Source organism: Brevibacterium sp. OS20, from assembly GCF_056837565.1.
This window is the reverse complement of sequence record NZ_CM166367.1, coordinates 1287720-1309271: the sequence shown is the minus strand read 5'-3', so window position 1 is coordinate 1309271 and position 21552 is coordinate 1287720. Positions and strand designations below refer to the sequence as shown.

Sequence of the window (21552 nt, the reverse complement as noted above, 5' to 3'; positions counted from 1 at the left end):
GTTCCCTAGGAGCCGTGCCGGTGCAGGGCGGTGACGAGATCGCCGCCGATCGCTCCGAACAGCGTCTGTGCCCAAACGCTGCGGCCCTCGACGTAGGGTCGGTCGCCGTCGAAGATCCACTGCAGTTCGCGGCCGGAGTGCAGATCGGACAGGCAGCTGCTGCAGACGGGGACGCGAACGCTCTTTCCCGCCAAGTGTCCCTTGCGCTCGGTGCTCACCAGCTGATTCGATCGCGCCTCTCCGTGGAGAGGGTTGACAGTGCACAGACTCTGCGGGAGTCCCCGCGCCTTTGCTGACTTCGTCGAGCCAGCAGAGCGGGCAGAATCGGATTTTCCGGTCCTCGCCCCGCGCTTGGTCGATCTGTGCAGCTTCACCTCGGCGATCTCGCGTCCGGCCTGACGCAGCAGCACCATGGCCCCGGCAAGGTCGATGCGTTCGGCCTCGGTGTCGTCGACGATGGATCTGGCCATCTGGTAGGCGTCGAGCGCTCTTTCCACTCCCTCGGCATCTGTGGTGCTGAGGTCCTGGGTCTGCAGCTGCGTGATCTCGTCGGCCAGCTCTGTCGTGTCCTCGTTCAGTCCTTCTCGCAGGGTCTTCCGCTGCAGGTCATCGACTCGGTCGAGCAGTCGTGCCGGCAATTCGAAGCGGCGGCGGGTGCGGGCGGCTTTCGCCCGCTCTCGCCGTGACCTGGCGAACCAGATGACGGCGATGACCAGCGCCAGCACCAGAACCGCTCCCCCGAGGAACAGAGTGGCTGTCGAGTTCGAACCGTCGACCGTCTGCACCTCGCTGCCCGAGGCCTCCTGTCCGGTTTCGTACTCGGGTGCCTCCTGCGGATCGGCGTAGAGGTCGAGGAGCATGTTCAGCTTCGTCTGCGACGGAGTGCTGTGGCTCCATTTTTCGCGCCCGACGGACATCTGCTCCATCACCTGCATCTGCAGATCGTGCTGGTCCTCGAAGGTGTAGTCGACGGCGAGGTCGGTGTTCGTATCGATCATGATGAACGCACCCTCATCGCCGTTGAAGACCTTGACCTGCTCGAGCAGATCCCTATCGGCACCCTCGCCTCCGGTGATGATGACGTAGACATCGAAGTCGAGGCTGTCGATCTTCGTCTCCGCCTTCTGCAGCAGCGTTTCGTTGATCTCCCCCTTCGCGGCATTCGTCACGTAGACGGGATCGGTGTTGAGCGCCTCGGCGATCGTCTGGGCCTGTTGGGTCACTGCTTCGCTGTCCGTTTCTTCAGTGCGCGGCGGATGAAGTATGTTCCGACGCCGATTCCCGCGCCGACGAGGATGCCGAAGACGGCTCCGGCCACAGCGCCGCCGGTGCTGTACGACAGCGTGTGCGGGTCCTTCGTCGTGTCCTCGGAGGTCACCTCCGGGTTCCCGTCGTCATCATGACGGTGCGAGTAGCGCGATTCGACGTCCTCGGTCTCGGCAGCACTGATCTTACGCACTCCCGCGAGCGCGGCATCGGAGTCGCTGTCGTCTAAGTCCCCCGACAGAGTCAGCAGCGAAGGTCGGATGAGGCCCTTCTCCGCCAGTCCCATGCGCCCGGTGGCATCGACCGTGAGCACTGCAGCCTCGGGGTCATCCATCTCGGTGACGATCCGAGCCGCCAACAGATCGAGGTCTCCATCGGCGTCGTCAAGATCCGAGACGTTGAGGAACGCCACATAGATCGGGCTGTCGGCCTCGGCGATCTCCGCGCGGATGGAGTCGACATCGCCCTCGTCGATCTCGAACTCCGGGTAGCCGTCGAAGTAGACGGGATCTGCTGCGAAGGACGTCGCGATCGCCTGGTAGCGGTCTGTTGCGTAGTTCGGATCATGGGCGCCTTCGATGCGGTCGTCGTAGATCGAGTCGACGACGATCGCGTCACTGTCGGCTGCGGTGATCCTCTCGGCCTTCGCCTGATCGAACAGATGTGTGCTCAGCAGAGTGGCGCCGATCGACACTGCAGCGACCGCGACGACGGCGATGAGCCAGTCGAGAGGGGTCTTCGAACGCACGCTTCCGGCGGCCATCATCGGCTCCTTCCGACAGCGGCGGAGCGCTGAGGGCTCATTTCATCCAGCACCGCCTCGTCGAGAGGTTGGAAGCTGCCGAAACCAGAGAGTGCGTAGGCGTCATCGCGTTGGAAGTACGGAACTGCACGGGTGGAGCCGGGACGTTTGGGCACCATCAGTCGTTCCGGGTCGTGGCCGGTCGCCAGCTCCTGACGACAGTCGGCGCACAGCCCTACGGTGAGACTGCGGCCCGACTGTTTGAGCACATGGTCCTCAATGTCCTTGCGATGATGCGGGAAGAGGAAGCAGAAGCGCGGTTCGTCTTCGACTCGGCTGGAGCGCCTGCGCAGCTGTCGGCGCAGCCAACGGTCGAGGGCGACGAGGACGAACACGCCGTTGCGGTGGGCGAAGTCGACCGATTCTGCCCAATCCGGGTGGGCCGCGGTCAGAGCCGCCAGCGCATCCTGGATTCGTCTGCCTCGGTCATGCAGGGCCCACGTGTCGTCATCGGGATGGTCGGGTTCGGGGATCGGGGCGGCCGCCTCGGTGACGGCCTTCTTCAGCTTGTGCGACGTGACCAGTTCGGGTTTCGTGGTCAGCTCAGACCGCCAGGAATAGCGATGACGGCGATGCAGCAGCCACAGGGTCGCACCGAGGGCTGCGCCCGCCGTGGCGCCGAAGACGAGCGTGTCTGGGTCGGAGTTGTCGAGGCCGAAGCGTTCGATGTAGTCCTCATCGCGGTCACCGACATCGCGGGTGTCGAAATCCGGTGCCTGGGGAGGTTCGGTGCCCTTGGCGGCGGCGACGAGGACCTGCAGATAGTAGGGCACGGCGAGTTCGACAGAGATGAAGTCGTCGCTGCTGGACTTCATGAGTTCCGGGGCACCTGTGGGGACGACGGGTCCGTTGTCGGTGACGAGGTAGGCGAACGAGCGGGCGGATGTCTCGCCTTCACTGAAGAGGACGAGGGTCTGCTTCTCCCCCGATTCCTGATGCATGTCGAAGGCGAAGTCGGAGGTGAACTTCGCCCAATCGCTGTAGCCCATGGTCAGGAGTCCGGGGACGATCGCGAGGTAGTGGGTGAGACCGGTGTCCTCGGTCTGCTGTGAGGCTTGCCGAATGGCCTTGATCTGATTCTCGGTCAGTCCGGGCCTGATGATCTCGTCGATGTAGAGGGGATGCTGCGCCCAAGTTCCGCGGATGCGTTCGCGCAGCTGCTGCTGTGCGCGGGCGTAGCTCGTCGTCTCAGTCACCAGTCAAGAATAGTTCAGCTTCTGCCCGGCCCCTGTCGATCGGTGTTCCGAATCGGTCACATCGACATGGGACGGGCGAACATCCTCGGCGAATGAGGGCATTCCTAGGGCATTCCTGCTGGAGTGGGCATTCCCGGTGGGGTGGGCATTCCCGGTGGGGATGCAGAGAACCCCCACGGCGGACCGTGGGGGTTCGAAGCCTATGCAGCAGTCAGGCTGCTGCGCAGAAGATCACTTGAGGGTGACGGTGGCGCCGGCAGCCTCGAGGGTCTCCTTGGCCTTCTCGGCGTCTTCCTTCGAAGCGCCTTCGAGGACGGCCTTGGGAGCTCCGTCGACGAGGTCCTTGGCTTCCTTGAGTCCGAGGGAGGTGAGTCCACGGACTTCCTTGATGACGGGAACCTTCTTCTCGCCGGCCGATTCGAGGATGACGTCGAATTCGGTCTGCTCTTCAGCAGCGGCTTCGCCAGCTCCGCCAGCGGCAGGAGCAGCGGCGACGGCGGCCGGAGCGGCAGCCTCGACGTCGAACTCTTCTTCGAACTTCTTGACGAACTCGGACAGTTCGATGAGGGTGAGCTCCTTGAAAGCCTCGAGGAGCTCGTCGGTGGTGAGCTTAGCCATGGTGGCTAGTCCTTCCTGTTTTGGTCACGATCAGCGACCGGTTCGGTTTGTGGTGATGCTCAGGCGTCGGAGGCAGGAGCGTCGTCCTGCTTCTCGCGGAGGGCATCGACAGTGCGCACGGCCTTGACCAGCGGAGCGGTGAAGAGGTAAGCCGCCTGGTGGAGGCTTGCCTTCATGGCACCGGCTGCCTTTGCAAGCAGCACTTCGCGGGATTCGAGGTCGGCGAGCTGGTTGACCTGTTCGGGGCTGAGCGCGGCTCCATCGAAGTAGCCGCCCTTCACCACGAGCTTGTCGTTCGCCTTGGCAAAGTTACGCAGAGCCTTGGCAGCCTCAGGTGGTTCGCCGTTGACGAACGCGATCGCGGTGGGCCCATTGAGGTGCTCATCGAGACCGGTGACTCCGGCTTCCTTGGCTGCAATCTTGGTCAGCGTGTTCTTTACCACGGCGTAGCTGACGTTCTCACCGAGAGAGACGCGCAGTTCTTTCATCTGCGCGACGGTGAGACCGCGGTACTCGGTCAGCAACACAGCGTCGGAGTTCTCAAACTGCTGTTTGATCTCCTCGACTGCGGCTGCCTTGTCTGGCCTCGCCATGGTGTTCCTTTCATAAGTCGTCCGGTCTGTCCCGACAACAGAAAAAGCGCTCCACGCAGGAAGGCGTGAAACGCTTGGCCGTCGATTCCAGAAGAATCCGACGGAAGGATTTCGGCTCACCTGCGCGGGTCACTCACTAGGAGTCTTCGTCTGCGGGCACCGGGATTCGATGGCGAATTCCGATGATTCCACAGAGACCGACGGTCTTGGGTGGTTCAAGTCTAACGAAGTCCGTCCCGGCAAGTCCAATCCGACCACCGAGACCCCTCCCACACTACCTGACGGCGGCGCAGCAACCTGGCGCGAGGTTGCTGCGCCGCCGTCAGGTAGTTCTGGGCGCGGGTGTGCAGGTTCGTCAGTATTCGATGACGACACGGCCGTCGATCTTGCCGTGTTCCATCTCGTCGAAGATCGCGTTGATGTCCTCGAGAGGTCGCTTCGTGAACGTCGGGTGGATCTTGCCGGCGGCATAGAATTCCAACGCCTCGACCATGTCCTGTCGGGTGCCGACGATCGAACCTCGGATCGTCAGGCCCTTGAGCACGATGTCGAAGATCGGTGCCGGGAAGTCACCGGGCGGCAGTCCGTTGAAGACGATGGTGCCGCCTCGGCGAGTCATTCCGATCGCCTGACCGAACGCCGCGGGGTGGACGGCGGTGACGAGGACTCCGTGTGAGCCGCCGATCTTGTCCTGGATGATCTCGGCCGGATCCTCGGCGAAGGCGTTGACAGTGATTTCGGCACCGTGCTTCTTCGCCAGCGCCAGCTTGTCGTCGGCGACATCGACGGCGACGACGCGCATGCCCATAGCGACGGCGTACTGGACGGCGATGTGTCCGAGTCCGCCGATTCCGGAGATGACGACCCATTGGCCCGGCTGAACCTCGGTGCGTTTGAGTCCCTTGTACACAGTGACGCCGGCGCAGAGGACCGGGGCGATCTCATAGGGATCGGCACCGTCGGGGATGATGGCGGCGAACTTCGTGTCGACGAGCATGTACTCGCCGAAGGAGCCGTCGACGCCGTAGCCGCCGTTGACCTGGGATTCGCAGAGGGTCTCCCAGCCCTGACGGCAGTGCTCACAGGTTCCGCACGCGGTCCACAGCCAAGCGTTGCCGACCATCTGTCCGACCTCGACATCGGTGACGCCCTCGCCGACCTTTTCGACGATGCCGACTCCTTCGTGTCCCGGGATGAGCGGCACCTTCGGTTTGACCGGCCAATCACCATGGGCGGCGTGGAGATCGGTGTGACAGACGCCGGAGGCGACGAGCTTGACCAAGGCCTGGCCCGGGCCGGGGTCGGGAATCGCATTGTCCCCGACGACGAGTTCCTGGCCGAAACCCTCGACTACTGCAGCTTTCATTGCGGACATCATTCTCTCCTTTGTGATGATGGTTCACGAAGCGATGCGGGGTTTGAACTTGAGGTGGAAGAACTACCCGACGGCGGCGCAGCTACCTGGCGCGAGGTTGCTGCGCCGCCATCGGGTAGCAATTGGGGTCAGAAGAAGCCTTGGGCGTTCTCCGAGTAGCTGACCAGCAGGTTCTTCGTCTGCTGGTAGTGGTCGAGCATCATCTTGTGGTTCTCGCGTCCGATGCCCGAAGCCTTGTACCCACCGAAGGCCGCATGGGCCGGGTAGGCATGGTAGTTGTTCACCCACACACGCCCGGCTTGGATCTCACGACCGGCCCGGTAGGCAGTGTTGCCGTCACGGGACCAGACTCCGGCTCCGAGGCCGTAGAGCGTGTCGTTGGCCGTGGCCAACGCGTCGGCGTAGTCGGAGAACGTCGCGACCGAGACGACGGGCCCGAAGATCTCCTCCTGGAAGATGCGCATCTTGTTCGTGCCTTTGAAGATCGTCGGCTGCACGTAGAATCCGCCGGCCAGATCTCCGTCAAGCTCGGCCTTGGCGCCGCCGGTGAGCACCTCGGCGCCTTCCTGGCGGCCGATGTCGAGGTAGGACATGATCTTCTCGAACTGGTCGTTCGAGGCCTGGGCGCCCATCATCGTGTCCGTGTCGAGCGGGTTGCCCTGGACGATCTTCTTCGTCCTGGCCACGACCTTCTCGAGGAAGGGATCGGCGATCGATTCCTGGATGAGCGCACGCGACGGGCAGGTGCAGACCTCACCCTGGTTGAGGGCGAACATCGTGAAGCCCTCCTGGGCCTTGTCCGCGTACGAGTCGTCCTTGGCCAAAACATCCTCGAAGAAGATGTTCGGCGACTTTCCGCCGAGTTCGAGGGTGACCGGGATGATGTTCTGCGAGGCGTACTGCATGATCAGGCGACCGGTCGTCGTCTCCCCGGTAAACGCGATCTTCGAGATCCGCTTGTTCGACGCCAGCGGCTTGCCGGCTTCGAGACCGAAGCCGTTGACGACGTTGAGCACGCCCTCGGGCAGCAGGTCGGCGATGAGTTCGACGAGGACGAGGATCGACGCCGGAGTCTGCTCGGCGGGCTTGAGCACGATCGCATTGCCCGCGGCCAGCGCCGGAGCGATCTTCCACACGCCCATGAGGATCGGGAAGTTCCAGGGAATGATCTGACCGACCACGCCGAGCGGCTCGTGGAAGTGATACGCCACCGTGTCCTCGTCGATCTGCGAGAGTCCGCCCTCCTGCGCCCTGATCGCTCCGGCGAAGTAGCGGAAGTGGTCGACTGCCAGCGGCAGGTCGGCGTTGAGGGGTTCGCGGATCGCCTTGCCGTTGTCCCAGGTCTCGGCGACGGCGAGCGTCTCGAGGTTCTCCTCGATGCGATCGGCGATCCGATTGAGGATGTTGGCCCGTTCGGCCACTGCCGTCTTGCCCCATGCCGGAGCCGCCTTGTGCGCGGCGTCGAGAGCGAGTTCGATATCCTCGGCGGTGCTGGCCGGGACCTCCGTGAAGGTCTTGCCGGTGACCGGACTGGGATTCTCGAAATAGTTGCCCTTGACCGGCGGCACCCACTGACCGCCGATGAAGTTCTCGTAGCGGGACTTGAACGTGACGAGCGACCCGTCCTGACCAGGCTGTGCGTAGACAGTCATTGCAACTCCTTTGATGCGTCTGATTCCACCGGATTGTCTCCGTGTGACCACGACGCTACCGAGCGCAACGTTGCATGTGGGTTGCATCATATCGCCGAGGCGGTCGAACCGTCCCGCACGCCGAACCGCGATGGGTTCGCCGAGTTCAGAGACCCAGCGCCTCCAGACGCACGACCGCGGCGTTGCGTTCGGCAGCCTCGGGCGGGGCCAGACGCAGCACGGTCATGAGGACTTCGACGTCGTCACGGAAGTCCGGGAGATCTGCAAACCGCCACAACTGCTGCCAGGTTCCGTCCTGCAGCAGGGTCTCGCGCATGAGTGCGTTGACTTCCGCTCCGATCTCCCGCACTCCCGGAGCATCGGAGTCCGGCAGGACGGTTCCGATGAACTGTTCGAGGGCCGAATCCGCGTCACCGTTGGCCAGCGCCTGAACGGTTCGCTCAAGATCCGAATCGACGTCCCCGCGAAGTCGATAGGGGCGCGCGTCGATGCGCAGATCGCCGAAGCTGTCGATCGTTCTGCGCAGACGATTGATCTCCGCCCGGACCGTGACTTCGCTGCCGCCGACCGTCCACAGCCGCTCCACCAGCCCGGCTCCGCTGATGCCGTCGGGATACCGGTGCAGCAGAAGCAGGATCTCGGCGTGCCTGCGGGTCAGCGGGATCCGGGTGCCGTCCGGGCCTTCCAGGGCGGGGCTGGGACCGAGCACGGTGAGTCTGGTTCCGGCCGCCTCGGTGTCGGTGTGCATCTGCTGCGGGGTGAAGAGCTGGGACAGCTGGGCACCTGCGGCTTTGGCTGTCGAGGACAGCAGCGGCAGCACGATCGAGGACACAGCGTCGTCTCCCCCAGTGACATCGATGATGCCGATGACCTGCCCGGTCAGAGGGTGGGTGACGGGGACCGCGCTGCAGCTCCAGGAATGGACGTCGGGGGCGAAATGCTCGGCGCGGCTGACCTGCACCGGACGGCCCGAGCGCAGGGCCAGCGCCGGGGCGGAAGTGCCCATGACCTCTTCGGACCAGTCCGAGCCGGAGACGAATCCCATGGCTTCGGCGCGGTTCCGGACGCCTCGCTCCCCCTCGACCCAGAGCAATCGCCCCTGTTCGTCGCCGAGGGCGGCGAGCAGACCGGCATCCTTGGCGGGTTCGATGAGGTGGGATCGCAGCAGCGGCATGATCGCGTGGAAAGGATGGCGCCGGCGCACCTCGGCGAGGCGATCGGCTTCGAACGGGACTTGGACCTCCACGCTGTCGGGGTCGCGCAACCGGGCAAGAGACCGGTCCCAGGATTCCAACACCGAGGCGCGCACACCAGGCTCCGACGATGGTGCAGGGAGGAGAGGATCCGATGGCCCGGCCAGACGCTCATGTGCGCGGCGAACGGCACGCTGATAGGTGTCTTCGAGCAGCAGCGTCGAATCCATGGCGGACGGTCCACCTCCATCGGCGGGTGTCGGAAGAGAGCCTCAACTGCTCATAATCTAATCGCGAACCCGCCCGCGGACAAGAGCCCGTCCACTCCCCGAACTACCTGACGGCGGCCCAGCAACCTCGCGCGAGGTTGCTGGGCCGCCGTCAGGTAGCAATTGGGAAGGCAGAGGGCGGGAAGCGAACGAATCGCTTCCCGCCCTCTGCCGGTGCATCGATCAGATCAGATGCGCAGACCCGAGTGGTCGACCGGAACGGCGGGGCCGTTCGAGGTCGTGATCGTGGCCTTGCTGATGTAGCGGCCCTTCGAGGAGGACGGCTTCAGACGCAGGATCTCTTCGATCGCAGCATCGAAGTTCTCCTGCAGAGCTTCCTCGGAGAAGGAGACCTTTCCGATGATGAAGTGCAGGTTCGAGTGCTTGTCGACGCGGAATTCGATCTTTCCGCCCTTGATGTCGTTGACGGCCTTGGCGACATCCATGGTCACGGTGCCGGTCTTCGGGTTCGGCATCAGGCCGCGGGGACCCAGCACCTTACCGAGACGACCGACCTTGCCCATCATGTCAGGGGTCGCAACAGCGGCATCGAAGTCGGTGAACCCTCCGGCCACCTTCTCCAGCAGGTCATCGGAGCCGACGTAGTCAGCACCTGCTTCACGGGCAGCTTCTGCACGGTCGCCGGCAGCGAACACCAGGACCCGAGCGGTCTTACCGGTACCATGCGGAAGGTTGACGGTGCCGCGCACCATCTGATCCGCCTTGCGGGGGTCAACACCCAGGCGGAGAGCGACCTCGACCGTGGCGTCGTACTTCGCCACGTTGGTCTCTTTGGCCAGGGCGATCGCCTGAGCCGGTTCGTAGTTCACATCTGCGGCGATCTTCTCAGCCGCGGCCTGATAGGCCTTCGAACGCTTTGCCATCTGCTTTACTCCTTGCAGTCGTGGTGTGGGCTGCGTGGGCCCTGCCACTGTGTGGGGTGAGGTCTCAGACCTCGATGTCGGTGGTGATGCCCATGGAACGCGCGGTTCCGGCGACGATGCGGTCGGCCTGATCCAGGGTGTTGGCGTTCAGGTCGGGCATCTTCGTGGTGGCGATCTCGCGCACCTGGTCGGCGCTCAGGTGAGCGACCTTGACGGTGTGCGGAGTAGCCGAACCCGACTTCACTCCGGCGGCCTTCTTGATCAGCTCGGCTGCCGGCGGGGTCTTGAGCACGAAGTCGAACGAACGATCTTCGTACACGGTGATCTCGACGGGAACGATGTTTCCGCGCTGGGATTCTGTGGCGGCGTTGTAGGCCTTGCAGAATTCCATGATGTTGACGCCGTGCTGGGCAAGCGCCGGACCGATCGGAGGAGCCGGGTTAGCGGCACCTGCCTGAATCTGGAGCTTGACGAGGCCGGCTACCTTTTTCTTGGGAGGCATGTACGGTCCTTAATCTTGAGGTTTCGATGTGCCAGACATATACAGCACATCGTTCGACAGCGGCCTTCCGATAAGGGCCGCAATCAAACCACACCAGTATTCCATGCGCGCCCGCCTGCGGGCAAATGCTCGTGAGGGGCATCACCCGATCATTCCCTCGCCGAGGCGGGACAGCGTCGCCGGCTGATGTGACCGCCTCGGTGCGACCGCCTCGGCGCCGTCGTTCAAGCGCGGGCCCGGATATCGCCCCGTAGACGGTTCGACAACTGCGCTCAGCCTTGATCGACACAATCCCTTCCCCAACGACACAATCCCCTCGCCGAGGCGGCCGAGCCAGTGAACGCGGGAACGCCGAAGGGGCCCGGAGAATTCCGGGCCCCTTCGGTCACGATCGCGTCGAGGCGATCAGTGAAACTATGCGGCGATCAGAGCTTCGAGACCTGGTCGAAGCCGAGTTCGACGGGAACATCGCGTTCGAAGATCGACAGCAGCACGGTGAGCTTCTGCGATTCCGGACGGATTTCCTGGATCGTCGCGGGGTGGCCCTCGAAGGAGCCCTCCTTGACGAGCACGGACTCGCCGACCTCGAACTCCACCTCGGTGATGGGCGCGGACTTCGCAGCGGCTTCGGCGGCGGGGCCTTCGGCAGCGGCGGCTTCGGCCTGACGCTCTTCGAAGATCGGGGCGAGCATCGAGAAGACCTCGTCGATCGACAGCGGAGTCGGGTCGTATGCGTTGCCCACGAATCCGGTGACACCCGGAGTGTGGCGCACGGCGCCCCACGACTCGTCGGTCAGTTCCATGCGCACGAGCACGTAGCCGGGGATGCGCACACGACGGACCTGCTTGCGCTGTCCGTTCTTGATCTCGACGACGTCTTCCATCGGCACCTGCGACTCGAAGATGAACTCTTCGAGGTTGAGGCTGACGGTGCGGTTCTCGAGGTTCTGCTTCACGCGGTTCTCGTAGCCTGCATAGGAGTGGATGACGTACCAGTCACCCTCCTGCATGCGCAGCTCGGCCTTGAATTCTTCGGCCGGGTCGACCTCGTCGGCGGCGGCGACGTCTTCGGCAGCATCGTCCTGCTCGCCGTCGGCTTCGTCAGCGGAATCGGCTTCGTCAGCGGAGTCGGCAGCTTCTGCGGAGTCAGCGTCAGCGGACTCGACGGGGGCGGTCGCCTCGGCGTCGATGGCCGCCTCTTCGGTTTCGGGCACCACAGCGGCACCCGACTCCTCGGGAGTGACGTCCTGGGTCTCAGGGGTCTCCTGCTCAGGTGAGTTGGTATCCGACACCGATCAATTCCTCGCTTCGCGTTTTGTGATTCCCGGTAGGGAGTGAAGTTTGAGCTTGGGGTGGTTCACGGCTGAGGCCGTATCACCACAGGGGCCACAGCGGAGTTCCGCCGAACACCCAGCCGACGAGCTTGCCGAAGACCAGGTCGAGGCCCGTGACGAGAAGCATCATGAACAGAATGAAGCCCAGCACGACGAGCGTGTAGTTGAGCAGCTGCTTCCGGGTCGGAGTGACGACCTTCTTGAGCTCTGCCACCACTTCGCGGAAGAACTGCAGGATTCGTCCGAAGAATCCGAGCTTCTTTGGACCGGAGGCACTGTTGGGTGCGCTGCCAGTCTGCTTTGCCGGTGTGTCGCTCACACATCCTCACTCGGTCGGTTTCGTTTGGCTTCACAATTGTTCGTGCCGGTCGAGGACGGCGCCTGGCCGATGAGACTTCGGCAGAGTCAACTGCGCAGGGGTGACAGGACTCGAACCTGCAACCTACGGTTTTGGAGACCGTTGCGCTACCAATTGCGCCACACCCCTCTGATCGGACTTGAGCGATCGTGTCGATCCCTGTGGTGTCCGACCACGAGAAACGAGCATACCGTGCTCGACCGTTATTCGTCGAACCGAGTGCCGAAGCAATGTCTCGAACGTGTCGACGCTCACTCACCCACCGACTCATCGACAGGCGGCTGGCCCACGAGGGGCCTGGGTTCGGGGAATCTCACCCAGGGGTCGATCTGCACCTGTCTGTCGGGTGTGACGGTGATGATCTGCACGTCGATGGGGCGCTTCGTCCCATTGTCGACGCGGATGATGCTCAGTTCCGCGTTCATCTTCAGCGGTCCCGGTGTCAGGGCGTTCGCCAGTGCGCCCCCGGTCGTCGAGCTGACGTAGCGGGTTCCCGAACCGAAGTTCTCCGGTCCGACCCGTCGGTGCCAGTGTCCGCTGAGAGCGTAGTCGGCGCAGCCCGAGCGCAGGCTCGGTCCGCCGACGGCGGGATCGTGGATGAGCATGATGTCGAAATCGGCCCGGCAGGCTTCGTCTCGCAGCCGCTGCGCGTACTGGTCGGCGGTGAGGTCGGTCTCCAGCTGCGGACCGGACCCGAACACGGTCCGGCGCGGGTCGGCGGCACCGAAGAAGGTCACCCCTGCCATCTCTGCGCTGGAGTCCTCGAGCACGTTCCACCCGCGCGCCCTCGCGTGCCGCGTCGTTTCCATGGAATCGTGGTTGCCTTTGACGATCATGCGCGGCAGCTTCTCCGGCAATTCGTCGTCGACGACGTCGAGGCAGTAGTTCTCGGCCGAGGTGCCCGTCATGGAGATGTCTCCGCCGTCGATATAGGCATCGGCCCGACTCATCTCCGCCACCGCACCGACGACGCGGGCCATTCCGATATTGCAGTGGATATCGGAGCCGTAGACGAACGTGGACACACCCTTCTGCCCTTCGCCCTCGCCGCCGTCGGCAGCGGGTGCGCCGACTCCGGCAGTCGGGACGAGTCCCCGATCGGTCCAGTTCCCGGTGATCGGGCGGTCGTTCCATTGCGCCCGCAGGGCTGCGAGTACCTCGTCGTAGAAGGCGTCGTTGTCGTCGGCGAAGTCCTGCACCGCACCGAATGCGGTGTCGATGATGCCGCCGAGGCGGCCCGTGACCTGGGATCCGGCCAGTGGCGTGCCCTCGAATGCCGGATCGGCCGCGATCGGCTTCGGACGATTGAGAACGACGGCGCCCAGTCCGGTGAGCACGAGCACGAGCACCAGTCCGATGGCGAGGAGTTCCTTGCCGACGAAGGCGCGGATGATGGTGTCGACCCGGGCGGGCCCGAGGAAGAGGGCCAGACCGACGAGTCCCCCGGTGATGATGCACACTGCCAGCGCCCATCGCGTGAGGATCTCCTGGCTGAGTCCGTCGATGACCTGGTCGATCTGCGCCTGCGGGGCCGAGAACAGCGACGCGTAGGAGGCGATGTCGCCGCCGAGGGCGTCGACGCTTCCCCCGCCGGGGTCCGCCACCTCCGCGGGATCGGCCGCAGGTCGCTCGTCGTCACCGGAATCACCCGATACGGGGATCTCTCCGATGTCGACGTGCAGTCCCAGTCCGAGAGGGATGACATCCTCGGTGGGGACGAGCAGTCTGCCCAGGGGGCCGAAGTCGACGGTGAGTCGGGAATCCGCGGTGATCCGGTACTGCGCCTCATGCGGGCCGAAGGTGAGATCGGCGCGCGAGGTGAACAGCGCCCAGGGCAGGGTCACAAGCGCAACCGCAGTCAGGGTGATGACGAGTGCGGTGATTCTCCGTCGTGATGACACGGCCACCAGTCTAAGGACGTTTCCCGTCGTCGATGGAGCAGCCGATGAAGGTCGGTTCGGGTTCGAGGGTGATGCCGAAGGCGTCCTCGACGCCGGCGACGACGGTCGACGCGAGATCGATCACATCGGCCGTGCTCGCGTGTCCCCGATTCGTCAGCGCCAGGGTGTGCTTAGTCGACAGCGAAGCCAGTCCCGCACCCAGGCTGAAGCCCTTGGAGAACCCCGCATGCTCGATCAGCCAGGCCGCTGAGGTCTTCGTCTTCCCTTCGATCTTCGCTCCGCTGAGCGGGTCGGTCACCGGGTAGCGAGGAGCTTCGGCGGGCAGGATCTCGGCGTTCTCGACGATGGGGTTGGTGAAGAAGGATCCCGCCGACCAGGAGTCGTGATCGGCTGGGTCGAGGACCATGCCCTTCGACCTGCGCAGCGCAATGACGTTCTCGCGCACTCGTGCGGCCGGGACGCGGCTGCCGATCTCGACGTCGAGGGACGATGCGAGCTGGGCGTAGCGCACGGGCAGCGACTCGTCGCTGCGCTGGAGGTCGAAGGTCACCGAGAGCACGACGTACTGCGGGGTTCCGGCCGCGATCTGGGCGCGCTTGAGCGCCGAGGTGCGGTAGCCGAATTCGAGTTCGACTGCGGTGAGGTGGCGGATCTGACCGGACACCCGGTCGAAGACCTCGACGGAGGAGATGAGCTCGCCGACCTCCGTGCCGTAGGCGCCGACGTTCTGGATCGGGGTCGCACCGACCGACCCGGGGATCCCGGACAGTGCTTCGAGCCCGGACAGCCCCAGGTCGAGGGTGTGGGCGACGAAGGCGTCCCAGTCCTCCCCCGCCTCGGCGGTGACCCGGGTGTCGGTCGTCGTGGTCTGGGTCGTCTCCACTCCGGTGGTTCGGACCACGCAGACCGCACCGTCGAATCCGGCATCGGCGATGAGCAGATTCGATCCGCCGCCGATGAACAAGACGCGGGACCGTTCCTGACCGTTGAGTTCGAGCGGGTGGGCGGCGCAGAAATCGAGCAGTTCGTCTCGGGTGTTCGCAACCGTGACCTGCGGGGCCGGTCCGCCGAGGCGGAAGGTGGTGAAGCCGGAGAGTTCCTGCGGGTGGGCTTCGGTCACGCCGAGATCCGAACCTGCGTGCGGCTGAGGACATCTGCCTCGCCGGACTTCACGGAGATGTCGATGCGGGCCGTGCCGACGGCAGGGTCGACGGCGCCGACGGTGGCGGTGAGCTTGAGCGAGGTCGTCGGGGTGGCCGGTGATCCGGAATCGGCATCGGGGACGACGACGGGGGCGGAGAAGCGGGTCCGGTAGTCGACGATCGCACCCGGGTCGCCGAGCCATTCGGCCACCGGAGCGATGACCGCCGCCATCGAGAGCATCCCGTGGGCGATGACATCGTCGAGGCCGACTTCGCGGGCAAAACGTTCGTTCCAGTGGATCGGATTGTGATCGCCCGAGGCTGCGGCATAGTCGACGAGGGAGGCACGCGACAGTGGGATCTCCGATTCCACGACGGTGTCTCCGATGGTCAGTGTGGAGAAGTCGATGGCGCTCATTCTCCGTCTCCTCTCACGACGATGGTCGAGGTCACGGTGACGACGGGCTGCTCCGCGACATCGGTGATCTCGGTGCGGGTGGTGATCATGGCGTTGCTGCCGGCGGCCCGGACTCCGTCGACGTGAGTGACGGCGGACAGGGAGTCACCTGCGACGATGGGACGGTTGAACGAGAACTGTTCGGAGCCGTGGACGACCTTCGAGAAGTCGATGCCCGATTCCGGGTCGGAGATATAGGCGGCTTCCGATTTCTGCGCGATGATCACGGCGAAGGTGGTCGGGGCGACGACGTCGCGGTAGCCCAGCGCGGTGGCCGCCTCGGCGTCGAAATGGTAATCGGCCTTCGCTCCGGTGGCGAGCGCGAATTCCGCGATCGCCTCCCTGGAGACCTCATAGGGCTGAGGCAGGGAGAACGTGGCCCCCTGCTTCTCCGTATTCACCGGCATATGCGCTCTCTCTTCCACTGGGGTCGGTATCGACACCAGCCTAAAGCACGGCCTCAGGATGAGGCTCACCGGCGAAGAATTGATCGCGCGTTCGTATCCGGTTCACACAATTGCTGCACCATCGGGCTCATGGCTTCGAAACTGGTATATGTTGTCCACATCACATTTGGTAAGGAGTAGTGCGATGACGAACGAATCCCCCAGCGCTGACCCGAAGAGTCCCGAGGCACAGACGGTGACGCCCGGCGCACGAGTCAAAGACGCAGTCGCGGTCCCCTCACCGCACACACCTGGCCCCGGCGCCCCCGCTGCGCCTGCACCAGCAGCCGGCGGTTCTGATCCGGCACCGGCACCCGCCGACGTCGACCCGCCGCAGGTCGAAGTGGCGGTGGCCACCGACGCCGCCTACGCCGGCAAAGAAGCCGACAGAGTTCAGCTGCGTCGACCGCTGCGCAACGTCTCCGAGGTCCGGCACTTCTTCCGCACGAATCAGACCCCGATCTTCTTCGTCGGAGCCACTCCGTTCAACCTGCTCGGTCTCGACCGGTGGGTGCGCAACTTCTCGTACATCACCTACTACGACGGCTGGGACGGCGGACATCCGCGTGTCTTCTCCCCGCGCTACAAGCCCTATGTCGAGTTCGAATCAGGTGAGGCGATCAACAACTGGCTGCTGCTCAACGCCGAGGTGCGCGCCCATATGACGCGCAACGTCCCCCATGGTGAGCGGGTCAAGGTCGCGATGGTCTTCTTCGACGAGGAGACCGAGCGGATCTGCCGAGAGCTCGGCTACGACCTCATCCTGCCGTCGGCAGCCCTGCGCAATCAGCTCGATTCGAAGATCGAGACGACGAAACTCGGCAATGAGGCCGGTGCGTTCTCCGTCCCGAACGTGCTGACCACCGCCGACACCTATGAAGAGCTCAATGAGCGGGCCGCCGAGGCGGGGCTGGGCACGGATCTCGTCGTGCAGACTCCGTATGGCGATTCCGGGAAGACGACGTTCTTCATCTCCGATGCCTCGGGCTGGGAGGCGCACAAGGACGACATCATCGGCGAGCAGCTAAAAGTGATGAAGCGGATCAACAACACTCCGGTCGCCGTCGAGGCGGTCATCACCTCCAGCGGTGTCGTCGTCGGTCCGTATCTGACAGAGCTGGCCGGCTTCGCCGAGCTCACCCCGTACAAGGGTGGCTGGTGCGGCAACGAGATGAAACCCGATGTCCTCAACGCAGAGCAGCGGGCGCAGACCCGTGAGCTCGTGCGCAAGATGGGCGAAGGCCTGCGCAAACGCGGCTATCGCGGGTTCTTCGAAGTCGATGTCCTCGTCGATCTCGACAACGACGACTGCTACCTCGGTGAGCTCAATCCGCGCATCTCCGGGGCCTCGGCGATCACGAACGTCACGGCAGGCGCCTATGCCGATGTGCCCCTGTTCCTGTTCCACCTGCTCGAATATCTCGACGTCGAATTCGATCTCGATGTCACCGAGATCAATGAGCGGTGGGAGGAACTCTCCGGCGCCGACGAGTGGAGCCAGATGATCATCAAGGAGACGGCTCCGATCACCGAGTACATCACGCATTCCCCGCTGACCGGTCAGTACTATCTCGACCAGTACGGGACGCTGACGTACAAACGTGCGGCACTCGACTGGCACCCCCTGCAGAACGGCAGCGAGGTGTTCTTCCTGCGTATCTTCGGGGCCGGGGACTACCGGTGGAAGGGCGCGGACCTCGGAGTCCTGGTGACGAAGAATCCGCTGCAGACGAACGTCGGCGGACCCGATGCGCTGAGCATCCGGGCCAAGCACTTCATCGATTCGATCAGGGCGATGTACGCCGGAGTTCCGGTCGTCGCCGACGATCCGTCGCCGGCCCTCGGCGGACCCGGAGCCAAAGGCGACTGAGCCCGGCGCCGCCCCCTTGTACGCGAAGGGCAGATATACGCGAAGCGCGGAGCCGCCTCGGTGATAATCTCAACACGACCCGAGGCGGCTCCCAGCTGCCGTCCGCGGAGCCGTTCCGCGGACAGACCGATGCGAGAATCAGAGGTGAAGAGTGATCGAACCGTCACCGGACCAGACCGCGGCCACTCCCCCGGCGGACCAGCCCGTGGCCCCATCGGCTCCCGTCGATCCGGCGGCCGGAATCGACCGGGACAACTGGCAGGATCCCGACAATGTGCGCTGGTCGTTCCAGAACGTCGCACGGGTCCTTCCCACGACGCCGATCTCCCGGGGCACCGGTCCTGTGGCCGAGCTGCCCGCCGATCCACAGGATCTCGGCGAGGTCGAGGTTCCCGCGACGGAGTACTCGGAGGCCCGCAGCGTCCGCAGCGTCATCGAATCCACCGACACGGATGCCTGGATGCTCATGCACAACGGGACCGTGCTCACCGAGGAGTACTTCGGGGAGATGACCGCGTCGACCGAGCATCTGCTCATGTCGGTGTCCAAATCGCTCGTCGGCACTGTCGCCGGGGTGCTCGCCGGTTCGGGTGACCTCGACCCTAACCGCCTCGTCACCGATTATGTGCCCGAACTCGCCGAGTCCGGCTATGCGGGGGCGACCGTGCGCCATGTCCTCGATATGCGGTCGGGCATCCGCTTCTCCGAGGACTACCTCGACCCGAAGTCCGAGGTCCGGCAGATCGAAGAGTCGATCGGCTGGTCCGAGGCGAAGCGGGAGAACCCGGGCATCGGCATGTACGAGTTCCTCACCACCCTGGAGGCGAAGTCCGAGCACGGCGGGGTCTTCGAATACCGGTCGTGCGAGACCGATGTGCTCGGATGGGTGTGCGAGAAGATCGCCGGTGAGAGTATGCAGTCGCTCATGTCGCGGGTGCTGTGGTCTCGGATCGGCGCCGAACAGGACGCGATCATCGCCACCGACCAGTACGGGGTCGGGATGTTCGACGGCGGAATCAACACCACTCTGCGCGATCTCGCCCGATTCGGCTACGTCTACACCAACCGCGGGCAGTCGCTGACCGGACAGCAGGTGGCGCCGACGACGTGGATCGGCGATACGCTGACCACCTCCGAGGATGTGCGTCAGGCGTTCGCCGATGGGCCCGGAGACAATCGGATGCCGGGCGGGGCGTATCACAACCAGTTCTGGTTCCCGTTCCCCGATTCTCATGCGTTCCTCGCCCTCGGCATCCACGGGCAGATGATCTATATGAACCCGGGTGCCAACGTCCTCGGCGTCAAGCTCTCGAGCTGGGGGCTGCCGCAGGATGCGACGAAGCTGTTCCCGACGATCCGCGCATTCGAGGCTCTCGCGAAGGCCGTCAACTCCCCTGCCGCGGAGTAGCCGGAGCCGATCGCCGTGGAGCAGGCCGGATCCGGCTCCCTCCCGCCACCGGACCCGGGGCCATCTCCCGGTGCGGATGTGCCCGAATCGCCACAGGTGTCGCCGGATCCGCACACCGAACCGGGGTTCGCGGCAACCGGCCGTGGCAGAATCGTGGTGTATCGACAACGTTTGTGATCGCCTGAGTGCGAAGGAGAAACACGATGACCCCGATTCGCCGGTCCACCTGGATGCCCCGCCTGCTGACGGCCACCGCTGGAACCGTTCTCGCCTTGTCCCTGACCGCCTGCGGAGGCTCCGGAGGGGACAAGCCCGCCGAGGATCAGAAGTCCGAGGCCCCGCAGACCGAAGAAGGCGGATTCGGCGGAGGTGCTGTCGAATCGAAAGAGGCCGAGGCCCCGGGATCCGAACCCGCCGAGGCGGAGCCGACCGACACGAAATCGACCGATCCGTTCGCCGATGCTGCGAAGACGACGAACTGGGCCAGCGACGACGGGATGAAGATCGACAAGAAGGGCAACGGCATCGTGCCCGCCTCGTCGATCGAGGCCGACCTCATCGACCTGTTCGAGAACAAGCTCGATTGGAAGGTCAAAGAAGCCAAGTGCGATTCCGATATGGAGCTCCGCGAGTGGTACGGCTTCAAATCGTGCCAGGTCACCGTCAAGGACAAGGACGCGTACAAAGGCAGGAAGAAGTACTTCGGCACCGTGAAGATCGTCGATCACAAGGATCAGATGATCAAGTACGAACTCATGTTCCCCGGCATCGACAAGGAAGACTTCGACTTCAAGGACTGATCACCGGGGCGGCCCCTCCCCTGGTCATCGATCGGTTCCTGAGGTTGCGACTGCACGCTCATCGTCGCCCGTACGACCTTCGGCCGTGCGGGCGACGAATCGTCTCCGCGGATGTCCGGACGAACCGGTGATGACAACGCTGCCGGCCGCCTCGGCGAGGGATCGAGTGTTCCCGCCCGGGGCACGTTCGGAATGCTCAGTCGAACCCGGGGCAGCAGTCTCCGAGCTCCGGGCGCTGCCCGGTTCGTCCAGCGCCTCTCGGATGATCCGGCGCGGATCGTACTGTCGCGGATCAAGAGTTCTCCAGTCCTCGGCGCCCATCGATTCGGCGGCCCGAGTCCGCGCCGTATCGACCTGGGCACGGAGCAGGCGGGCGAACTCGCCGAGCTTCTGCGCGTAGTGGGGCAGCCGCTGTGGGCCGATGACGATCACAGCGAAGATGCCGACGATGATCAGTTTCTCGAAACTCAGGCCGAACATGTCCGAGTCCTTTCCGTTGGCGGGATCGGCACTCGCCCGGACCGTTCCTCCTCCACGTGCGGATCACCGACCATCCGGCCGTAGCCTCGGGTCCGGTCGTGGATGCACGCGATGACGAGCGCAGCGAGGAAGAGCAGCGCCATCGGGGCCGCGACTAAGAACATGGAGAGCACGTCGGCGGCCGGGGTGATCAGTGCGGCGAAGATCACGATGGCCACGATGGCGGCTCGCCAGGCCTTCGCGATCGATCGTGCAGGGAGCAGGCCGATGAAGTTGAGGACGACGAGGAAGACCGGGAGGACGAAGGAGACGCCGGTGGCGATGACGATCTTGAACACGAAGTCGAAATAGTAGGACGCCTGCAGAATGGTGCTGTCCTCGCTCGCGGCGAACGAAGTGAGCACTGCGACCATCCGGGGGAAGACGTAAAGGCCGGTGAGGCAGCCGGCGACGAAGAGGGGTACTGCGGCACCGAGGAAGCCGAACGTCACCTTCTTCTCCTTCGCCGTCAGTCCCGGGGTGAGGAATCCGAAGATCTCTCCCAGCCACACCGGGCTGGAGAGGACGATCCCGGAGTACACGGCGATGCGCAGCTGAAGGTCGAAGGCGCCGGTGACGCTGTCGTAGTTGAGCGAAGCGCTGCGGGACTCGGCGAGCTCGGTGATCGGGGCCCGGAGGACGTCCATCACGAAATCCGAGGTGAGATATCCGATGACCGTGCCGATGAGCAGCGCCACCGCCGCGCGCACCGCCCGTGTCCGCGCCTCCCGAAGGTGCGCGGACAGCGGCATCTTCTCCGCGGCGGTGCTCATGAGTGGGGTTCCGTCTCATCACCCGCCCGTGAGTCGGATGATTCGTCCTTGAGGATGCGCACAGACTGCCCGAGGCTCTTGGCGAGTGCAGGCAGCTTGGCTGCGCCGAAGACGAGGATGATGATGGCGAGGATGACGAGGGCGTGCCAGCCCGTGAGGTTGTGCAGCATGATGGTGAGCCTTTCTCGGAGTTG

22 protein-coding genes and 1 tRNA gene are annotated in these 21552 nt (G+C 64.4%); 3 read left to right on the top strand and 20 right to left on the bottom strand.

Features of this window, described 5'->3' with window-relative positions; genetic code table 11:
• Window positions 1–5: 5 nt before the first annotated feature.
• The 17 genes from ACVZTU_RS05690 to ACVZTU_RS05610 form a co-directional block, all read right to left on the bottom strand.
• Window positions 6–1223, bottom strand: coding sequence for a hypothetical protein (locus ACVZTU_RS05690; protein WP_482401562.1), 1218 nt, complete (start codon window positions 1221–1223; stop codon window positions 6–8).
• The gene (locus ACVZTU_RS05685; protein WP_482401561.1) at window positions 1220–2029 is read right to left on the bottom strand and encodes a hypothetical protein; all 810 of its coding nucleotides are present in this window, start codon (window positions 2027–2029) and stop codon (window positions 1220–1222) included. Before ACVZTU_RS05685 ends, ACVZTU_RS05690 begins: the two co-directional genes overlap by 4 nt.
• On the bottom strand, window positions 2029–3264 hold the full coding sequence (locus ACVZTU_RS05680) for a hypothetical protein (protein ID WP_482401560.1): 1236 nt from the start codon (window positions 3262–3264) through the stop codon (window positions 2029–2031). The genes ACVZTU_RS05685 and ACVZTU_RS05680 overlap by 1 nt, the downstream gene beginning before the upstream one ends.
• Before the next feature lie 231 nt (window positions 3265–3495).
• Window positions 3496–3882, bottom strand: coding sequence for a 50S ribosomal protein L7/L12 (rplL, locus tag ACVZTU_RS05675; protein ID WP_101546927.1), 387 nt, complete (start codon window positions 3880–3882; stop codon window positions 3496–3498).
• Window positions 3883–3941: 59 nt separating this feature from the next.
• The gene (rplJ, locus tag ACVZTU_RS05670; RefSeq protein WP_062244493.1) at window positions 3942–4475 is read right to left on the bottom strand and encodes a 50S ribosomal protein L10; all 534 of its coding nucleotides are present in this window, start codon (window positions 4473–4475) and stop codon (window positions 3942–3944) included.
• A 355-nt stretch (window positions 4476–4830) separates the two neighbouring features.
• Complete coding sequence (adhP, locus tag ACVZTU_RS05665) at window positions 4831–5850, bottom strand: alcohol dehydrogenase AdhP (RefSeq protein WP_139468571.1); 1020 nt, start codon at window positions 5848–5850, stop codon at window positions 4831–4833.
• Between the two features lie 128 nt (window positions 5851–5978).
• The gene (exaC, locus tag ACVZTU_RS05660; protein ID WP_139468572.1) at window positions 5979–7502 is read right to left on the bottom strand and encodes an acetaldehyde dehydrogenase ExaC; all 1524 of its coding nucleotides are present in this window, start codon (window positions 7500–7502) and stop codon (window positions 5979–5981) included.
• A gap of 145 nt (window positions 7503–7647) precedes the next feature.
• Complete coding sequence (locus ACVZTU_RS05655) at window positions 7648–8925, bottom strand: helix-turn-helix domain-containing protein (protein WP_376906934.1); 1278 nt, start codon at window positions 8923–8925, stop codon at window positions 7648–7650.
• A 227-nt stretch (window positions 8926–9152) separates the two neighbouring features.
• Window positions 9153–9848, bottom strand: coding sequence for a 50S ribosomal protein L1 (rplA, locus tag ACVZTU_RS05650; RefSeq protein WP_101555448.1), 696 nt, complete (start codon window positions 9846–9848; stop codon window positions 9153–9155).
• Between the two features lie 64 nt (window positions 9849–9912).
• Complete coding sequence (rplK, locus tag ACVZTU_RS05645; protein WP_025776636.1) at window positions 9913–10350, bottom strand: 50S ribosomal protein L11; 438 nt, start codon at window positions 10348–10350, stop codon at window positions 9913–9915.
• Window positions 10351–10775: 425 nt separating this feature from the next.
• Window positions 10776–11642 (bottom strand): transcription termination/antitermination protein NusG, encoded by an 867-nt coding sequence (nusG, locus tag ACVZTU_RS05640; protein WP_139468574.1) that lies wholly within the window; start codon window positions 11640–11642, stop codon window positions 10776–10778.
• An 82-nt stretch (window positions 11643–11724) separates the two neighbouring features.
• Entirely contained in the window at window positions 11725–12003 is a 279-nt protein-coding gene (gene secE / locus ACVZTU_RS05635; RefSeq protein WP_101547325.1) for a preprotein translocase subunit SecE, read from the bottom strand.
• A 95-nt stretch (window positions 12004–12098) separates the two neighbouring features.
• A tRNA-Trp gene (locus ACVZTU_RS05630) sits at window positions 12099–12171 on the bottom strand.
• Between the two features lie 122 nt (window positions 12172–12293).
• On the bottom strand, window positions 12294–13943 hold the full coding sequence (locus ACVZTU_RS05625; protein WP_248283956.1) for a metallophosphoesterase family protein: 1650 nt from the start codon (window positions 13941–13943) through the stop codon (window positions 12294–12296).
• A 10-nt stretch (window positions 13944–13953) separates the two neighbouring features.
• Window positions 13954–15063, bottom strand: coding sequence for a UDP-N-acetylmuramate dehydrogenase (locus ACVZTU_RS05620; RefSeq protein WP_139468575.1), 1110 nt, complete (start codon window positions 15061–15063; stop codon window positions 13954–13956).
• Window positions 15060–15503: a MaoC/PaaZ C-terminal domain-containing protein gene (locus ACVZTU_RS05615; RefSeq protein ID WP_139907283.1), complete on the bottom strand. Its 444-nt coding sequence runs from the start codon at window positions 15501–15503 to the stop codon at window positions 15060–15062. Before ACVZTU_RS05615 ends, ACVZTU_RS05620 begins: the two co-directional genes overlap by 4 nt.
• Complete coding sequence (locus tag ACVZTU_RS05610) at window positions 15500–15949, bottom strand: FAS1-like dehydratase domain-containing protein (protein ID WP_139468577.1); 450 nt, start codon at window positions 15947–15949, stop codon at window positions 15500–15502. The genes ACVZTU_RS05615 and ACVZTU_RS05610 overlap by 4 nt, the downstream gene beginning before the upstream one ends.
• Window positions 15950–16133: 184 nt before the next feature.
• On the opposite strand from ACVZTU_RS05610, the gene ACVZTU_RS05605 reads away from it, so the two are divergent.
• From ACVZTU_RS05605 to ACVZTU_RS05595, 3 genes are all read left to right on the top strand, one after another.
• Entirely contained in the window at window positions 16134–17858 is a 1725-nt protein-coding gene (locus ACVZTU_RS05605) for a biotin carboxylase (RefSeq protein WP_258041904.1), read from the top strand.
• A gap of 151 nt (window positions 17859–18009) precedes the next feature.
• The gene (locus ACVZTU_RS05600) at window positions 18010–19266 is read left to right on the top strand and encodes a serine hydrolase domain-containing protein (RefSeq protein ID WP_482401559.1); all 1257 of its coding nucleotides are present in this window, start codon (window positions 18010–18012) and stop codon (window positions 19264–19266) included.
• Between the two features lie 203 nt (window positions 19267–19469).
• Window positions 19470–20066: a hypothetical protein gene (locus tag ACVZTU_RS05595; protein ID WP_139468578.1), complete on the top strand. Its 597-nt coding sequence runs from the start codon at window positions 19470–19472 to the stop codon at window positions 20064–20066.
• Window positions 20067–20090: 24 nt separating this feature from the next.
• Here the strand turns inward: ACVZTU_RS05595 and ACVZTU_RS05590 are convergent, their stop codons facing one another.
• Genes ACVZTU_RS05590 through ACVZTU_RS05580 form a run of 3 tightly spaced genes read right to left on the bottom strand, consistent with a single transcriptional unit; the run spans window position 20091 to window position 21528 of the window.
• A complete protein-coding gene (locus ACVZTU_RS05590; RefSeq protein ID WP_139468579.1) occupies window positions 20091–20546 on the bottom strand; it encodes a twin-arginine translocase TatA/TatE family subunit in 456 nt (151 codons plus the stop codon).
• Window positions 20534–21358: a twin-arginine translocase subunit TatC gene (tatC, locus tag ACVZTU_RS05585; RefSeq protein ID WP_248283959.1), complete on the bottom strand. Its 825-nt coding sequence runs from the start codon at window positions 21356–21358 to the stop codon at window positions 20534–20536. The genes ACVZTU_RS05590 and tatC overlap by 13 nt, the downstream gene beginning before the upstream one ends.
• The gene (locus ACVZTU_RS05580; protein WP_139468580.1) at window positions 21355–21528 is read right to left on the bottom strand and encodes a twin-arginine translocase TatA/TatE family subunit; all 174 of its coding nucleotides are present in this window, start codon (window positions 21526–21528) and stop codon (window positions 21355–21357) included. The genes tatC and ACVZTU_RS05580 overlap by 4 nt, the downstream gene beginning before the upstream one ends.
• Window positions 21529–21552: the final 24 nt, after the last annotated feature.

Excerpts from the sequence above, each read along its gene's own strand:
- rplA (WP_101555448.1), bottom strand. The coding sequence starts at position 9,848 with ATGGCAAAGCGTTCGAAGGCCTATCAGGCCGCGGCTGAGAAGATCGCC.
- ACVZTU_RS05590 (WP_139468579.1), bottom strand. The coding sequence starts at position 20,546 with ATGTTCGGCCTGAGTTTCGAGAAACTGATCATCGTCGGCATCTTCGCT.
- ACVZTU_RS05615 (WP_139907283.1), bottom strand. The coding sequence starts at position 15,503 with ATGAGCGCCATCGACTTCTCCACACTGACCATCGGAGACACCGTCGTG.
- rplJ (WP_062244493.1), bottom strand. The coding sequence starts at position 4,475 with ATGGCGAGGCCAGACAAGGCAGCCGCAGTCGAGGAGATCAAACAGCAG.
- adhP (WP_139468571.1), bottom strand. The coding sequence starts at position 5,850 with ATGTCCGCAATGAAAGCTGCAGTAGTCGAGGGTTTCGGCCAGGAACTC.
- ACVZTU_RS05605 (WP_258041904.1), top strand. The coding sequence starts at position 16,134 with ATGACGAACGAATCCCCCAGCGCTGACCCGAAGAGTCCCGAGGCACAG.
- ACVZTU_RS05580 (WP_139468580.1), bottom strand. The coding sequence starts at position 21,528 with ATGCTGCACAACCTCACGGGCTGGCACGCCCTCGTCATCCTCGCCATC.
- ACVZTU_RS05685 (WP_482401561.1), bottom strand. The coding sequence starts at position 2,029 with ATGGCCGCCGGAAGCGTGCGTTCGAAGACCCCTCTCGACTGGCTCATC.
- ACVZTU_RS05595 (WP_139468578.1), top strand. The coding sequence starts at position 19,470 with ATGACCCCGATTCGCCGGTCCACCTGGATGCCCCGCCTGCTGACGGCC.
- rplL (WP_101546927.1), bottom strand. The coding sequence starts at position 3,882 with ATGGCTAAGCTCACCACCGACGAGCTCCTCGAGGCTTTCAAGGAGCTC.
- tatC (WP_248283959.1), bottom strand. The coding sequence starts at position 21,358 with ATGAGCACCGCCGCGGAGAAGATGCCGCTGTCCGCGCACCTTCGGGAG.
- ACVZTU_RS05610 (WP_139468577.1), bottom strand. The coding sequence starts at position 15,949 with ATGCCGGTGAATACGGAGAAGCAGGGGGCCACGTTCTCCCTGCCTCAG.
- exaC (WP_139468572.1), bottom strand. The coding sequence starts at position 7,502 with ATGACTGTCTACGCACAGCCTGGTCAGGACGGGTCGCTCGTCACGTTC.
- rplK (WP_025776636.1), bottom strand. The coding sequence starts at position 10,350 with ATGCCTCCCAAGAAAAAGGTAGCCGGCCTCGTCAAGCTCCAGATTCAG.
- ACVZTU_RS05655 (WP_376906934.1), bottom strand. The coding sequence starts at position 8,925 with ATGGATTCGACGCTGCTGCTCGAAGACACCTATCAGCGTGCCGTTCGC.